Annotated in this window: 17 protein-coding genes and 1 riboswitch; of the genes, 5 read left to right on the top strand and 12 right to left on the bottom strand. The window is 43.9% G+C overall.

What is annotated here, in order from left to right; genetic code table 11:
• Positions 1–85 precede the first annotated feature (85 nt).
• The 7 genes from J2Z34_RS13265 to J2Z34_RS13235 form a co-directional block, all read right to left on the bottom strand.
• The gene (locus tag J2Z34_RS13265) at positions 86–796 is read right to left on the bottom strand and encodes a pseudouridine synthase (protein ID WP_209460358.1); all 711 of its coding nucleotides are present in this window, start codon (positions 794–796) and stop codon (positions 86–88) included.
• Between the two features lie 73 nt (positions 797–869).
• Entirely contained in the window at positions 870–2,210 is a 1,341-nt protein-coding gene (locus J2Z34_RS13260) for a glucose-6-phosphate isomerase (RefSeq protein ID WP_209460357.1), read from the bottom strand.
• A gap of 146 nt (positions 2,211–2,356) precedes the next feature.
• On the bottom strand, positions 2,357–2,854 hold the full coding sequence (locus tag J2Z34_RS13255) for a SprT-like domain-containing protein (RefSeq protein ID WP_209460356.1): 498 nt from the start codon (positions 2,852–2,854) through the stop codon (positions 2,357–2,359).
• A gap of 66 nt (positions 2,855–2,920) precedes the next feature.
• Positions 2,921–3,115, bottom strand: a complete 195-nt coding sequence (locus J2Z34_RS13250) for a hypothetical protein (protein ID WP_209460355.1) — start codon at positions 3,113–3,115, stop codon at positions 2,921–2,923.
• A gap of 203 nt (positions 3,116–3,318) precedes the next feature.
• A complete protein-coding gene (locus tag J2Z34_RS13245) occupies positions 3,319–3,621 on the bottom strand; it encodes a CC/Se motif family (seleno)protein (protein WP_209460354.1) in 303 nt (100 codons plus the stop codon).
• A 146-nt stretch (positions 3,622–3,767) separates the two neighbouring features.
• Positions 3,768–4,055, bottom strand: a complete 288-nt coding sequence (locus J2Z34_RS13240; RefSeq protein ID WP_209460353.1) for a CC/Se motif family (seleno)protein — start codon at positions 4,053–4,055, stop codon at positions 3,768–3,770.
• A gap of 50 nt (positions 4,056–4,105) precedes the next feature.
• Entirely contained in the window at positions 4,106–4,432 is a 327-nt protein-coding gene (locus J2Z34_RS13235; RefSeq protein ID WP_209460352.1) for a CC/Se motif family (seleno)protein, read from the bottom strand.
• A 313-nt stretch (positions 4,433–4,745) separates the two neighbouring features.
• Between J2Z34_RS13235 and J2Z34_RS13230 the strand changes: the two genes are divergently transcribed.
• Complete coding sequence (locus J2Z34_RS13230) at positions 4,746–5,585, top strand: HAD family hydrolase (protein ID WP_209460351.1); 840 nt, start codon at positions 4,746–4,748, stop codon at positions 5,583–5,585.
• Positions 5,586–5,748: 163 nt separating this feature from the next.
• On the opposite strand, the gene J2Z34_RS13225 is transcribed toward J2Z34_RS13230, so the two are convergent.
• Positions 5,749–6,126, bottom strand: a complete 378-nt coding sequence (locus J2Z34_RS13225; RefSeq protein ID WP_209460350.1) for a DUF4143 domain-containing protein — start codon at positions 6,124–6,126, stop codon at positions 5,749–5,751.
• Positions 6,127–6,599: 473 nt separating this feature from the next.
• On the opposite strand from J2Z34_RS13225, the gene J2Z34_RS17980 reads away from it, so the two are divergent.
• The 3 genes from J2Z34_RS17980 to J2Z34_RS13210 all read left to right on the top strand — a co-directional run bounded on the left by J2Z34_RS17980 (position 6,600) and on the right by J2Z34_RS13210 (position 8,492).
• Positions 6,600–6,770: a transposase domain-containing protein gene (locus J2Z34_RS17980; RefSeq protein WP_209460349.1), complete on the top strand. Its 171-nt coding sequence runs from the start codon at positions 6,600–6,602 to the stop codon at positions 6,768–6,770.
• A 197-nt stretch (positions 6,771–6,967) separates the two neighbouring features.
• Complete coding sequence (locus tag J2Z34_RS13215; RefSeq protein WP_209460348.1) at positions 6,968–7,429, top strand: helix-turn-helix domain-containing protein; 462 nt, start codon at positions 6,968–6,970, stop codon at positions 7,427–7,429.
• An 88-nt stretch (positions 7,430–7,517) separates the two neighbouring features.
• A complete protein-coding gene (locus J2Z34_RS13210; protein WP_209460347.1) occupies positions 7,518–8,492 on the top strand; it encodes a hypothetical protein in 975 nt (324 codons plus the stop codon).
• Positions 8,493–8,564: 72 nt separating this feature from the next.
• On the opposite strand, the gene guaA is transcribed toward J2Z34_RS13210, so the two are convergent.
• Positions 8,565–10,097 (bottom strand): glutamine-hydrolyzing GMP synthase, encoded by a 1,533-nt coding sequence (gene guaA, locus J2Z34_RS13205; protein ID WP_209460346.1) that lies wholly within the window; start codon positions 10,095–10,097, stop codon positions 8,565–8,567.
• 8 nt (positions 10,098–10,105) lie between these two features.
• The gene (gene guaB / locus J2Z34_RS13200; RefSeq protein ID WP_209460345.1) at positions 10,106–11,563 is read right to left on the bottom strand and encodes an IMP dehydrogenase; all 1,458 of its coding nucleotides are present in this window, start codon (positions 11,561–11,563) and stop codon (positions 10,106–10,108) included.
• A 58-nt stretch (positions 11,564–11,621) separates the two neighbouring features.
• A riboswitch (purine riboswitch) is annotated at positions 11,622–11,721 on the bottom strand.
• Between the two features lie 227 nt (positions 11,722–11,948).
• Here guaB and J2Z34_RS13195 point away from each other — a divergent pair.
• Positions 11,949–12,737 carry a Cof-type HAD-IIB family hydrolase gene (locus tag J2Z34_RS13195; RefSeq protein ID WP_209460344.1) on the top strand — a complete coding sequence of 263 codons (789 nt, stop codon included), beginning with the start codon at positions 11,949–11,951 and terminating at the stop codon, positions 12,735–12,737.
• Between the two features lie 38 nt (positions 12,738–12,775).
• Here the strand turns inward: J2Z34_RS13195 and J2Z34_RS13190 are convergent, their stop codons facing one another.
• Entirely contained in the window at positions 12,776–13,345 is a 570-nt protein-coding gene (locus tag J2Z34_RS13190) for a hypothetical protein (protein ID WP_209460343.1), read from the bottom strand.
• On the bottom strand, positions 13,346–13,690 hold the full coding sequence (locus J2Z34_RS13185) for a type II secretion system protein (protein WP_209460342.1): 345 nt from the start codon (positions 13,688–13,690) through the stop codon (positions 13,346–13,348). It lies immediately after the preceding gene.
• Between the last annotated feature and the right edge of the window lie 129 nt (positions 13,691–13,819).

Below are 13,819 nucleotides of genomic sequence, written 5' to 3'. Positions count from 1 at the left end.
TGTATCAACGCTTTACGGGATATTTCAGAACCTCGTCTGATTAAACCTTTTCAATTGGCAATTGCTTTAATGTAAACTATTAGATTTACAGATTTTTGAGCATATCTATTTCATCTTCCGTAAGCTCCCTGATTTCACCTTCGTCCAGGGCCTCGTCAAGCACGATAGGTCCGAAGGAAACCCTCTGGAGGAATGTAACTTCATTTCCCCTCGCCTTGAACATCCTCTTGACCTGGTGGAACTTCCCTTCACGTATGGTGACATGAACTTCCCTTTTGTCATCCTCTGAGATCACAAGGTCTGCTGGCATGCACCTGTAGCCTCCGTCAATCTCAAGTCCTTTTCTAAAGGCCTCGATGTCGCTCTCATCGGCCTCATTCTCAAGGTTCACGTAATACACCTTATCAACGTGGCTTTTTGGAGCAAGAAGCCTGTGGTTCAGTTCGCCGTCATTCGTCAACAGCAGCAGCCCCACGGTATCCTTGTCCAGCCTGCCCACGGGGAACGGCTCAAATGACTTGTAGTCGAAGGGCAGAAGGTCGACTACTGTAGTGTCGTGGTTGTCAAAGGTTGCAGATACTACTCCTGCCGGCTTGTTCATGAGAAGGTATATGTACTTCCTGTAGACTATCTCCTCCCCGTCAATGACGATGACATCAGTCACAGGGTCTGCCTTCATCCCGGGATCCTTTGCAACGACCCCGTTTACTTTGACAAGTCCCTTCTTAACGCTTATCTTGATGTCCTTCCTTGATCCATAACCCATATTTCCCAGTATCTTGTCCAGTCTTTCCATTCTAACTCCTTAAAAAACAAGGGGAAACTCTGAAAACTGTTCTTCAGGCGTTTCCCCTTGCATTTACTTTATATTACAGTCTCTTTTCCAGCGTTTCCTTAAGCTCTTCGTAGCCAGGCTTTCCAAGGAGTGCGAACATGTTCTTCTTGTATGCCTCTACACCCGGTTGGTCGAACGGATTGACTCCTGTCATGTATCCGCTCACTGCGCATGCAAGTTCAAAGAAGTAAACCATGTATCCGAAGTTCTCAGCATCTATCTTGTCCAGGTTCAGCACCACATTCGGTACTCCGCCGTCAACATGAGCGAGAAGCGTGCCCTTGAAGGCATTGGTGTTGACATAGGACAGTGTCTTTCCGGCAAGGAAATTCAGTCCGTCAAGGTCGTCTTCATTGGCCTCTATCACAAAGTCCGATGTAGGCTCAGAAACCTTTATTACAGTTTCAAATATGTTCCTGAGACCTTCCTGTATGTACTGCCCCATGGAGTGAAGGTCTGTTGAGAAAGAGACTGATGCTGGGAATATTCCCTTGCCGTCCTTACCCTGGCTCTCGCCATACAGCTGCTTCCACCATTCCGAGAAGAATATCAGTGCCGGCTCGTAGTTTACAAGTATCTCTGTTACCTTGCCCCTGTAATAGAGCGCGCATCTTGCTGCCGCATACTGCAGGCACTCGTTGTCCTTCAGGTTCTCTGAAGAGTAGTCATTCCTTGCAGCCCTTGCTCCGCCCATCATCGCATCTATGTCTATTCCAGCTGCTGCTATCGGAAGAAGTCCTACTGCAGTGAGTACTGTGAACCTTCCGCCTACATCATCAGGAACCACGAAGGTCTCGTAGCCTTCAGCTGTAGCAAGTGTCTTAAGAGCTCCCCTTGCCCTGTCTGTTGTGGCATATATCCTCTTTGAAGCCTCTTCCTTTCCGTACTTCTTCTCCATGTAGTCCTTCATTATCCTGAAGGCAACTGCAGGCTCAGTAGTTGTTCCAGATTTGGATATTACGTTGACTGAAAGGTCTTTTCCTTCAATCATCTCCAGTACCTGGTTAAGGTAAGCTCCTGACAGGTTCTGCCCAAGGAAGAAAATCTGAGGAGCGTTCCTCTTCTCCTTCGGAAGCATGTTGTGGAATCCATGGTTAAGCATCTCTACTGCCGCTTTGGCTCCAAGGTAAGAACCGCCAATTCCGATAACAACAAGCACGTCTGAATCGCCCTTGATCTTCTCTGCAGCCTTCTTTATCCTGGCAAATTCTTCCTTGTCATAGTCCTCAGGAAGGTCTACCCATCCAAGAAAGTCATTTCCTGCACCTGATTTATCCTTCACCAGTTTGTGCGCTGCCCTGACCATTGGTTCAAGCTTTTCGAGTTCGTCCGGATTGATGAATCCCTGAAGTTTTGAAAGATCGACTTTTAACATACTTACACCAACCTTTATTTTATCTTATGGTTATTTCAATGGCTGAACTTTATTATACTTTGTTACATTTTATTCAGCCACCTGATTCAATTTTACGCCAAGCTGAACAGATTTTCAACGAAACAAGATTTTTCAGGAAAGTTTGGTCAGAAATAGCCCGTCATGGCCTTTATTTTCGCTTCACAGCAGCCTGATATCTTGTATTTCACTATATCCACTGCGGCATCCCTGTGCCTTCTTACAGCAACTGTTTCTCCGCAGCTCGAGCATACCAGCTTGTAGCCCTTCTTTCTTATGACCCGGGTCCCGGGAGCTGTAAACAGAGTGTCCTCGGGTATCCCGAGAGATCTGCATACATTCTTGAATACCGCATTATGGCCGTTGTTCTTTCCACTCGTAACATTGGCGTAGAAATGCGCATATTCATGTATGATCACATTCTTCACGATCTCCTCGTCGAATTCCCCCGACAGGAGCCTTGCCGAAAATTTGAACTCATGGGCCTTTACTTTTCCGTCCTTTTCCTTGAAGACGAATGAGCCCATGGTCTTCTCCATCCTGTCGCTGATGCTCACAGGGATCCCCATAACATCAAGCCCAGCTTTGTCACCAGTCTCTGCGAGTACTCTTTCAACATCGCTCAAATTCCATATCTTATGCATGTTACCACCCATTAAGAAAGGCCAGAATCATCTGGCCTCCATTTTCTTTTATTTCCCTCTCTTCTTCTGTGCTGTGGATTTCTCCTTGTGCATGAAGCTGTTGTCATGGCTTATCCCCGCAGGATTTACCTTCTCCCTGGTGATATCACTATGTTCGATGATCTTGTTGACATCAACATTGGTATCAGGATCGTCGTGCTTCTTTATAATTCCAGCCTTCTTCTTGATGTCCTCGATACTCAAAGAAATCGCCTCCTTGTTTTTTAAAATTATACCATCAAAATGTTTTGATTCTATGTACATTCGATTAACAAAAACGACGCACGATGACACCAGACAATCTCTCTAATTGCAGCAGGTTGCAGCAGGTACTAATTTCAATGGCTGAAGCTTTCAGCTTCAGCCATAATATCGCAGGAAACAAACCGCTTGCAATATACTTCAGGTCAGGCAGTGTTGAACAGGCTTTCTACAAGCCTTCCTTCAGCATAAAGCTTCCTTATGTTGAATATCTTGTCCAGCGTTATCCTTATCTCGTCCTTGAGAGGATATCTCATGTCTATATACAGATTGACTCCGTCCTTCTCATACTTTACAAAGCGTTCTGAATGTTTCGGGACTCCAACATATATGCTTGGCACCGGATGAACCCATGAAATGCGACCCATCGCATTTGCAACTACAATATATACGTTATTACCTTTTTCGACTATGAAATCCATTGCCTCTGGTGAAATTTTGATCCTCATTTTCTGCACCTCTTTTACAGGCTATTGATGGATGGTTATATCTCCTCCATCATAGTCATTGTATCATCCATAATTCATCTCCATATGTACGCACTTTTAAAAGCCTGTGAATTATTGATAACAATTCTCAAATAGGTGCAGGAAATCTATTCCTCTACGCTCTTTGCCTCGACATAAAGCTTCTTGATCATGAGTATGTTGTCGAGCGAGATGTTTATGACATTCCTTATGACGTATCTTCTGTCAACATATACGCTGACGCCTTCGTCCTCAACAAGCTCGAACCTGGTCGTATCCTTGGGCTTGCCTACGTATATCGACAGTATGGGCGTAGCTCCGCTGAAGCAGCCCTGTGAATTCGCCTCGTTGATATAGACGACTCCGCCCTTCTGAACTATGAAATCCCTTGCTTCCTTAGTTATGTTTACGTTCATTTCAAATCCTCCGCTACGATATATTATAGTTTATCCAAACGCGGATCAGTCTATTCTTCGCTAACCCCAGCCTCCGCGTATAGTCTTTTGATCATGATTATGTTGTCGAGGGAAATCCTTACAGTATTTCTGCCGACATATTTCCTGTCAACATATACCTTTATGCCGTCAGTCTCAACCAGAGTGAACCTTGTCAAATCCTTGGGAGCTCCGACATATGCTGTCAGTATGGGAGCGGCACCTGTGCAGCAGCCGTGTATTCCACCCTCGTTGACATAGCAGGCTCCTCCCTTTGACAATATGAATTCCCTGGCTTCAGCAGTCACGCTGACCCTTACGTCATTTCTCCTGGTTTCAGCAGATTGCAATCGAATCATTACTCCTTTCCTTACGAGATAATTAATTGCTTCAATGTCTGATTTCTAAATATACATATATTAAATCATACCATAGTATCCCTAAAAAACTCTAAATTTCTTGGCCATGAATATCACGTATCCCTTCCCATTAGATCTGGACTAAACTCAGATACCCAGCCGTTTCCGATTCAAATTGCCTTTCAGTTATCTATCGTTATGGTGTTTCCATTCACTGAATCTTAACAAGCCTTAACTATAGGTAATAGCATATAATTAGAGGAGAAATAAAAAGACCTCATATACACTACCATAAAGGAACGGAGGATAAGAGATGGGCGAAAAGAAGTTACTCTTCATCGATGTTGACGGTACTCTCGTGGACTATAAGAACAATATTCCGGAAAGCGCAGTGAATGCCATTCGGGCAGCACGAAAGAACGGTCACCGCGTCTATATCTGCACTGGAAGGAGCAGGTCCGAAGTATATCAGAACATCTGGGACATCGGCCTTGATGGGATGATAGGAGGCAATGGCAGCTACGTTGAGGATGACGGCTACGTTGTCATGCACCAGAGGATAACCCCTGAGCAGGCAAAGCGGATAGTAGACTGGCTCCATGCACGCAAACTCGAATTCTATCTTGAATCAAACAGCGGCCTTTATGCAAGCGAACACTTCGAGGAGGCTGGTGAGCCTGTGATCCAGGAATACACCGCTGGAAAGGGAAATGCTGATGCCACCACCATGACAGTCCGCAAAGCTTTTCCGGATATGATTTTCGGAGGCGAGCTTTACCGGGATGACCTTAACAAGGTCAGCTTCATCCTCTCGAGCTACAAGGATTTCCTTGATGCCCGCACAGAGTTCCCAGACCTTAATGCAAATACCTGGGGAGGAAAGGGTGAGCATCCCCTGTTTGGCGACCTTGGAGTCAAAGGAATTGACAAGGCTAACGCCGTCCATCAGCTTCTCGAGCACCTTGGTGCTGATGCAGAGGACACCATCGCCTTCGGAGATGCCAACATTGACATCCCGATGTTCGAATATTGCGCAAAGAGCTGCTGCATGGGAAGTGGCGGTGATGAGGCCAAGAAGGCTTGTGACTTCGTAACCACCGACGTCGACAAGGACGGCCTATATAATGCATTCGTACATTTCGGGCTGATCTGACAACGAAAATTATTTAGTATTGGTTAGACTTCGGGGCACCACAGGTTTTTCAGCTGTGGTGCCCCGATTTTGTCAATGCTATGGTCTATTCACTTGTGCGGTATGATACTCCAGATGCAGTTACACCATATGATTTCACTGTATCCAAAAATAAATAAACTGTTTATGCTCTTAATGCAGTTATTGGAATTACGTATACCCCATCCTTCCTCTTATAAGCTGCAACAGACATCCCACATATCACACAAAGTACAGATGGCACTTTCCCTTGTGGATCATCTGCAATTTCCCTGCTCAATTTTTTCAGGCTTTCTGCCGCAATATCTATCTGGTTTGCACCAAGCTTTATTTCAAATGCGCACCATCTGCCATCCTTCATTTCAATGACTGCATCTACTTCCCTGTTCCTGTAGTCCTGATAATGATATAGGTTTGCACCAAAGGATTCCGCATATATCTTCAAGTCGCGCTCACAGAGTGATTCAAACAGGAACCCTAACGTTTCCAGGTCATTCAGCAGCATTTCAGGAGTTGCCTTCATTAGGAACGTTTAGATTTCCGGGCTACCCACCTATGATGACAAGATGAATGATGTTCTTCAAATCAACATCTCCAATCATTGCTGAAACATTTTCTGTTGCAGACGGATTCCAGTGCAACGAATTGATTGAAGACCGCTTTAAAGTATATCGAATCCATATTTTCGGCTCTGATCTCATTACAAAAGATTAAGAATTCTCTAACTCTACGCAGATAACCTGGAATCGTGAGTTATGAATATCCAGCATGAATGAGATAATCTTCAAATGCTTCTAAGGCAAGTGATTGTTAGATATCTCCATGTAACATTTCTCCTTTTTGACTTCATCATAACAAAGAAATGTTACATAATTTTACTTAAATTGATTCTCAGACATAATTGGTTTCATCTCGTAATTTCTTTTATGTGTTTAAGAACATAAAAGAAAGAACTTCCTGTTCAGCAATTCGACACGTGGCGCAACAGCAAACTCGGTGGTTTACAGCATCATCAAAACAGCTACTGACAACAACCTCAATCCATTCCCGTACCTGACATATGTCCTTGGTAAGCTTCCAAATATAGATTTGAATAACCAGGCGGAGGTTGATTCGCTTATACCTTGGTCATCTAATCTACCTGACAACTGCAGACTGCCAGTCTAAAATTAGAGAAAACCTCATCTTCGGATGGGGTTTTCATTTTAGAGCATATTGCATTTTCTCTAACTTGAAGTATGACCACCATGTCCACAACAATTTCCGCTTTCTATCTTTTCAATACATTGCGTGTTAGAATTCAATTGTATCTCACAGATACTTTTGTATTTTATCTTTAAAATGATTTCGAAAGGAGTTTTTACATGGCAGTTAGAGAAAAAATAAAAGCTTACCGAACCATGCGAGGCATTTCCCAAAAGATGCTTGGAGAACTTGCAGGTGGTATTAATGAAGTGAACATAAGAAAATATGAAGCCGGTGACAGGAATCCAAAACCTGACCAGCTTCTTAAAATTGCCAATACACTTGGCATAAGTATTAATTTGTTTATGGATTTTGATATAGAAACAGTTTCAGACGTGTTGTCTCGTATTTTTAAGATGGACGAGCAGATAGATGTGGATTTTCAGGGAAAGAAAATTTCAAAGGGTGTTATTGGTCCAATAACTTTGACTTTGCTGTTTAATCACCCACAGATTAATGAGAGACTGTCGAAATGGGCACAGGCTAAAGCTGCTTTGCAGAAAACGATTGATTCTAGGCATGAATTTGGAAGTGAGAACGAATATAATTCTGAATTAGCTGAACTTATGGAAATGTGCTAGAGGATTAAGCAGAGCTTGGTTGATAGCAATTTGGTCGTAAAGAAGGGAACTGAAGGAGCTTTAATAAAAACTTTGGAGATAAATTAAAATGAAAACGAGTACCACCGATATATACGATATTGTGGATGAAACATATATGGAAAATTTCAATCCGTTCCATATCAATTTTATGAGAGAATTTTATTACTCAATCTATAATTCATTTTGCAAATCACACAACATAAAACCATTACCACAAGATACCTTTTTCAATAATATGAGGCGCCACAACGTCAAACTTGTTCAAGTATGTTGTCCATATTGTGGAAACATGAATGTTATGGTTTCAAAAGGAAACCTTAAAACAATTGAACTTATGAATTACTGCACCAATTGTGGCAAACGTTCTACTTCAGAAAATGCTTTTTTTCAGTTAAGTCGTCTAGTCAGAATTCAGCATTTTCATGCTGCCGGCTTAAAATCTGTTAAAGCAAAATATGATGAAGATAAACTCCGAATTGTAACTTACGATATCTATCAACTTGAATTAATAGAAATTGCTTCTATTCTAGAAGTAATGCTTCGTGACTTTTTTATATCATTTGTTTATATAAATTATCAAACCCAAAAAAATTCTTACATCAATAATATAATAAACAAAAGCACTGGAAATGATTTTATGAATATTGAGAAAGCTAATAACCATTATAAAAAGGCTCTTGATATTAATCTTCGCTCAATTATAAGCGATGATAGTTGGAATAATCTATTGGACATAGTAAATATGAGAAATACTATCGTTCATAATAATGGCCTTATGGATGAAAAATTCAAAAAATCTCCGACATACAGCCGCATCCAAAAATTAGTCAGTGGGGACCTAATCTTCCTAAATCAAGATAATATCAATCATTATTTGAAATATGTAACAGAAATCGTATCTACCATTGCAGTACTTTTTAATGAGAAATACTCTATCTGCAAGTATTCATTAATTGCAAATTACTATTTCAATAAACAAATAGAAGAAAAATCTAAAGGTGATTGGATTTCAATTATAGATGCTATTAGAAATAAAAATTGAATCAAACTAGAATCACAACGAAAAAATAACGCTACAACCCTTGATTTTACTGGGCTGTAGCGTTTCTTAATGTTATTCGAATTCTATTGTAGCAGGCGGCTTTGAGGTTATGTCGTAAACTACCCTGTTTACTCCCTTTACCTCATTGACTATCCTTCTGCTTACGATGTCGAGTACATCGTAGGGAATCCTTGACCAGTCTGAGGTCATTCCGTCGATCGAATTGACAGCCCTCAGGACTATCATGTGTGAGTATGTTCTCTCGTCTCCCATTACTCCAACTGACCTTACGTTAGGAAGTGCAGCGAAATACTGCCATATGGTCTCATCAAGGTGAGCCTTGGCTATCTCTTCCCTGTATATCGCATCAGCTTCCCTGACTATGTGGAGCTTCTCCTCAGTCAGTTCTCCAAGTACCCTGATTCCAAGACCAGGTCCCGGGAATGGCTGCCTGTATACAAGGTCATGAGGTATTCCAAGTTCTTCTCCAAGCTTCCTGACCTCATCCTTGAAGAGCTCTCTCAGAGGCTCTATCAGCTTAAGCTTCATGTCTTCAGGAAGTCCGCCCACATTGTGGTGGCTCTTGATTACAGCTGAGGTTCCGGTACCTGACTCTACTACGTCAGGGTATATGGTTCCCTGTACAAGGTAGTCTATGTCACCAAGCTTGTTGGCCTCTTCCTCGAATACCCTTATGAACTCTTCACCGATTATCTTTCTCTTTCTCTCAGGATCTGATACACCTTTGAGCTTTGAAAGGAACCTTTCCTCTGCGTTTACCCTTATGAGGTTCATTGAAAACCTCTTCCTGAATATCTCTTCGACCATGTCGCCTTCATCTTTTCTAAGCAGGCCGTGGTCAACGAATATGCAGGTCAGGTTCTTGCCTATGGCCTTGTGGACAAGGACAGCCGCAACTGATGAATCAACTCCTCCTGAAAGCGCGCAGATGACCTTTGAATCTCCTGCAAGCTCCTTGACCTCCCTGATCTTCATGTCGCCATAGTCCTTCATCTCCCAGGTCTTTTCAGCCTTGCAGATGTTGTGTATGAAGTTTTCAAGGATTTCTGTTCCAAGCTCGGTGTGAACCACCTCTGGATGAAACTGGATTCCGTATAGCCTTCTCTCATCATTCTCCATTCCTGCAACTTCGCAGTCCCTGGTGGAGGCTGATATTTTGAAGCCTTCCGGAGCCCTGTGTACCGTGTCCCCGTGGCTCATCCAGACGATGGATTCCTTCTTGAGTCCGTCGAACAGGGTCGTGTTGTCCTCGAACCTTATCTCAGTTTTTCCGTATTCCTTGACGTCACCTCTGACAACTTCTCCTCCCAGGAGCTTTGTCATAAGCTGATGGCCGTAGCATATTCCGAGAACCGGGACGCCAAGCTCGAAAATCTCGCTGCTGATGGTCATTGACCCTTCAGCATTGACCGAGTTAGGACCTCCTGTCAGTATTATGCCCACCGGATTCTTCTTCCTTATCTCATCGACAGGCGTTCTGTTTGGTATCAGCTCGCTGAATACACCAGCTTCCCTGACTCTTCTTGCTATTAACTGATTGTACTGACCTCCGAAGTCGATGACTACGATTCCCTTCTGTTCCATGGGACCTCCTATAAATCTGCGTTGCTGTAGTTCGGTGCTTCCTTTGTAATATAGATGTCATGCGGATGGCTTTCCTTCAGTCCGCTTGAAGTCTGGACTACGAATCTTGCATTTCTCTCAAGAGCCTCAAGGTTCTCTGCACCAAGGTAGCCCATTCCTGACCTGACTCCGCCCATGAGCTGGAATATGGTCTCTGAAACAAAGCCCTTGTATGCTACCCTTCCTTCGACTCCCTCAGGTACAAGCTTCTTTGCGTTCTCCTGGAAATATCTGTCTCCTGATCCCTTCTTCATTGAAGCAAGGGAACCCATTCCTCTGTATACCTTGTAGTTTCTGCCCTGGTAAATCTCCATTTCTCCCGGTGATTCCTCGCAGCCTGCAAGTATCGAGCCGGCCATTACTACCTTAGCTCCTGCAGCAAGCGCTTTTACGATATCACCTGAGAACTTGATTCCACCGTCAGCGATGACAGGGATTCCATATTTGCTGCATACCTCTACGCAATCCATGACAGCTGTCAGCTGAGGAACTCCCACACCTGAAACGACTCTTGTCGTACAGATGGATCCAGGCCCAATGCCGACCTTAATGCAGTCAGCACCTGCCGCTATGAGGTCCTCACAGGCCTCGGCAGTCGCCACGTTTCCGGCAATAACCTGAAGGCTCGGGAAAGCGGCCTTGATTTTCTTCACCGCATCCATGACACCCTGTGAATGACCATGTGCCGTATCTAATGCTACCACATCCACCTGTGCTTTGACCAGAGCGCTAACCCTGTCGAGCAGATTGTCAGTAACTCCTACTGCAGCTCCGCAGAGCAGCCTGCCCCTTGTATCCTTGGCTGAATTCGGGAACCTCTTTATCTTCTCAATATCCTTGATTGTTATCAGGCCCTTGAGGTTGTTGTCCTTGTCGACAAGCGGAAGCTTTTCAATCTTGTTCTTCTTGAGGATTTCCTTAGCTTCATCAAGGGTTGTCCCTTCAAGAGCCGTAACAAGACCTTCCTTTGTCATGACTTCATCTATAAGCCTTGTGTCATCTGTCTCAAATACAAGGTCTCTGTTGGTTACTATACCGACCAGCTTGCTGTCCACTACGATGGGCACTCCGCTTATCCTGTATCTTGCCATCAGCGACTTGGCGTCCTCAAGTGTGTTATCAGGTCTGAGGAAGAATGGATCAGTTATTACACCGTTCTCCTGCCTCTTAACCCTGTCTACCTCATGCGCCTGCTCCTCAATCGACATGTTCTTGTGGATTATACCGATTCCGCCTTCCCTAGCTATTGCAATCGCCATCGAAGACTCAGTGACCGTATCCATACCTGCGCTCATGAGAGGGATGTTAAGTTCCAGTGTTGCTGTGAGCTTTGTCTTCAGGGAAACATCCTTTGGAAGTACCTCGGATTTATGGGGTAACAGAAGCACATCATCGAAGGTGTAAGCGGTTTTGACAATCTTGTTCAAGTCGGTTTCCTCCTCAAAATTAAAATGGCATACCATCAACAAGTGACAGCATGCCTTATAATCAGCTTCTATCACTCATAGACAGGAATTTGTATGGTTCCTTGTAGAGACGTTCTGCCTTATCCAGAACATATATGAGTAAAGTATTCTATTTAATTTTAAACTTAATTATATCCATGTACCTGTACCATGTCAATTGAAGCCATGCAAGAAAAGTTGTAAATTTACATAAACATTAAATCGAATCCTTCATATTTTGAAGCCATATTCTTAGAAATCCGTAAAGCAAGGAACCGCAATGGTTTACACGTTCTGATTTTCCAGATTCTGAGAATTTTGACTGCTTAAAAATAAGTACTGGTATAATTGTGGAGAGGTGAATTGAATGATAAAGCTTGTTGTTACAGATATGGACGGAACCTTCTTACGGTCAGACATGACCTATGACAGGGAACGCTTCGACGCCCTCTTCAACCGAATGAGGGAAAACGGAGTATATTTCGTCGTCGCTTCAGGAAACCAGTACTACCAGATAAGAAGCTTCTTCCAGGACAAGATGGATGAGATATGGTTCGCAGCTGAAAACGGAAACTTCCTTGTCAAGGGATCCGAGCCTGTGTTCAACACTTCCATAGAGAAGGAAATAACCGGCAAGGCAATAGATGCAATACAGGCCATGGACGGGGTCGCGCTCGTTGTATGCGGTAAAGAATCAGCATACATCTCAGGAGTCAAAGCCGAGACGGCTGCACACATAAGCAAGTTCTTCCACAGGCTGAGGGATATGGATACCCTGAGCGAACTTCAGGATGAGATACTGAAGCTTACAGTAATTACGGAGGACAATGATGCTGTCCACTATGCCCCAATATTACAGGATATAGTCGGAGACTCGATGGTAGCTGTCGCGACTGCAAAGAATAACGTGGACATCATGAAGAAAGGCATAAACAAAGGGACCGCCATAGCATACCTGCAGAGTAAGCTTGGCATTTCGCCTTCAGAAACCATGGTATTCGGCGATAACGGCAATGACATAGAGATGCTGGGCATGGCAGAATACAGCTACGCCATGGACAATGCCATACCAAGGGTCAAGGAAGCCGCGAGATTCACAGCACCCTCAAACAACGATGACGGAGTGCTCGCGATTATGGAACAGCACCTGAAATAAGAAAATGCCTTCGAAAGCTCAGCTTCCGGAGGCATTTTCTATATGAAGAAGTAAAATAAAGAATCAGCAATCTCCATCCTGGACACCATCAGCCCCAGATAAAGGAAAGGTATGAAGAAAGCTTCGCGGCTTCTTTTCACAAGGCACCAGATTAGCGCAAACGCCGCTCCCAAGGCCATGGCCCTGAACACTCCTGTCCCATACATCATGGCAATTGCTGCAAGGATATACAAATCCCCCTCACCGAACCAGTAAGACAGCCTCTTGTCCTTCCTGTAGATCCAAACCAGGAATCCGAACAATGCAGCAACATAGCTCTTCCTCACAATGAAGCCCGCTGCAGCAGCCGGAAACAGGAGCCACATAGGAATCGAGTGCACTTCTCCTGTATAGGCATCTGTGATTGCACTCACAAGCAGCACAGACGAGAAAACCACCTCCATGCCCTCAATTCCGGAAACATGGTTGAGAAGCATGGATGAAGCGAAGATAGCGGCTAGTGCCGCCTTCTTCACCTCATTTCTACCCTTTAACAGTATAAGAGCCCCTGATAAGCATGCTGCAAACGTAGAAATAGCTGACAGAACCACTGATGTCAGCGTCATCAATCAGGGTGTAGAAAGTGCAGTCCTGATACCTGCAACTGTAAGGGCAGAGAAAGCTTCGTCAGCATTCTCCCTTGTAAGTATGTCTTTCAGGTCTGGGCTGATTCCAGTGAGCGCTGCAATTTCCGTCATGGTGTCATCCTCAGCGATGTCAGTTGCATTCAGCGCGTTGTAGGTATCGACCAGCATGACGATCTCCCTCTTGACCGACAGCTCCTGAATGCTCTCCGCCTTCTCTAGAAGGCCGTTGTACTTTGGCGCAGAGATAGCAAGAAGCACTCCTGAAATCGCGATGACCACCAGCATCTCCACCAGAGTGAAGCCCTTCATCCTTTTACGTCTTTCCATTGATATTCCCCCTCTTTTTGTTTTGGTATCCACATTATGCCGGGGAATAGGCAGGAACAAACATTATAAGCTGGAGGTTACTCCAAATTTCCCATTGTTTATTTCTATCTTTTTTTGAATAGGAATGAA

Origin of the sequence: Youngiibacter multivorans (assembly GCF_017873395.1) — a bacterium.
In the GTDB taxonomy this organism is placed as follows: domain Bacteria; phylum Bacillota; class Clostridia; order Clostridiales; family Clostridiaceae; genus Youngiibacter; species Youngiibacter multivorans.
The sequence above is the reverse complement of the archived record's forward strand: the minus strand, read 5'-3'. Positions and strand labels throughout refer to the sequence as shown.

Excerpts from the sequence above, each read along its gene's own strand:
- J2Z34_RS13225 (WP_209460350.1), bottom strand. The coding sequence starts at position 6,126 with ATGAAGGCAACTCCTGAAATGCTGCTGAATGACCTGGAAACGTTAGGG.
- J2Z34_RS13230 (WP_209460351.1), top strand. The coding sequence starts at position 4,746 with ATGGGCGAAAAGAAGTTACTCTTCATCGATGTTGACGGTACTCTCGTG.
- J2Z34_RS13195 (WP_209460344.1), top strand. The coding sequence starts at position 11,949 with ATGATAAAGCTTGTTGTTACAGATATGGACGGAACCTTCTTACGGTCA.
- J2Z34_RS13265 (WP_209460358.1), bottom strand. The coding sequence starts at position 796 with ATGGAAAGACTGGACAAGATACTGGGAAATATGGGTTATGGATCAAGG.
- J2Z34_RS13185 (WP_209460342.1), bottom strand. The coding sequence starts at position 13,690 with ATGGAAAGACGTAAAAGGATGAAGGGCTTCACTCTGGTGGAGATGCTG.
- J2Z34_RS13215 (WP_209460348.1), top strand. The coding sequence starts at position 6,968 with ATGGCAGTTAGAGAAAAAATAAAAGCTTACCGAACCATGCGAGGCATT.
- J2Z34_RS13210 (WP_209460347.1), top strand. The coding sequence starts at position 7,518 with ATGAAAACGAGTACCACCGATATATACGATATTGTGGATGAAACATAT.
- guaA (WP_209460346.1), bottom strand. The coding sequence starts at position 10,097 with ATGGAACAGAAGGGAATCGTAGTCATCGACTTCGGAGGTCAGTACAAT.
- J2Z34_RS13240 (WP_209460353.1), bottom strand. The coding sequence starts at position 4,055 with ATGAACGTAAACATAACTAAGGAAGCAAGGGATTTCATAGTTCAGAAG.
- J2Z34_RS13245 (WP_209460354.1), bottom strand. The coding sequence starts at position 3,621 with ATGAGGATCAAAATTTCACCAGAGGCAATGGATTTCATAGTCGAAAAA.
- J2Z34_RS13235 (WP_209460352.1), bottom strand. The coding sequence starts at position 4,432 with ATGATTCGATTGCAATCTGCTGAAACCAGGAGAAATGACGTAAGGGTC.
- J2Z34_RS13260 (WP_209460357.1), bottom strand. The coding sequence starts at position 2,210 with ATGTTAAAAGTCGATCTTTCAAAACTTCAGGGATTCATCAATCCGGAC.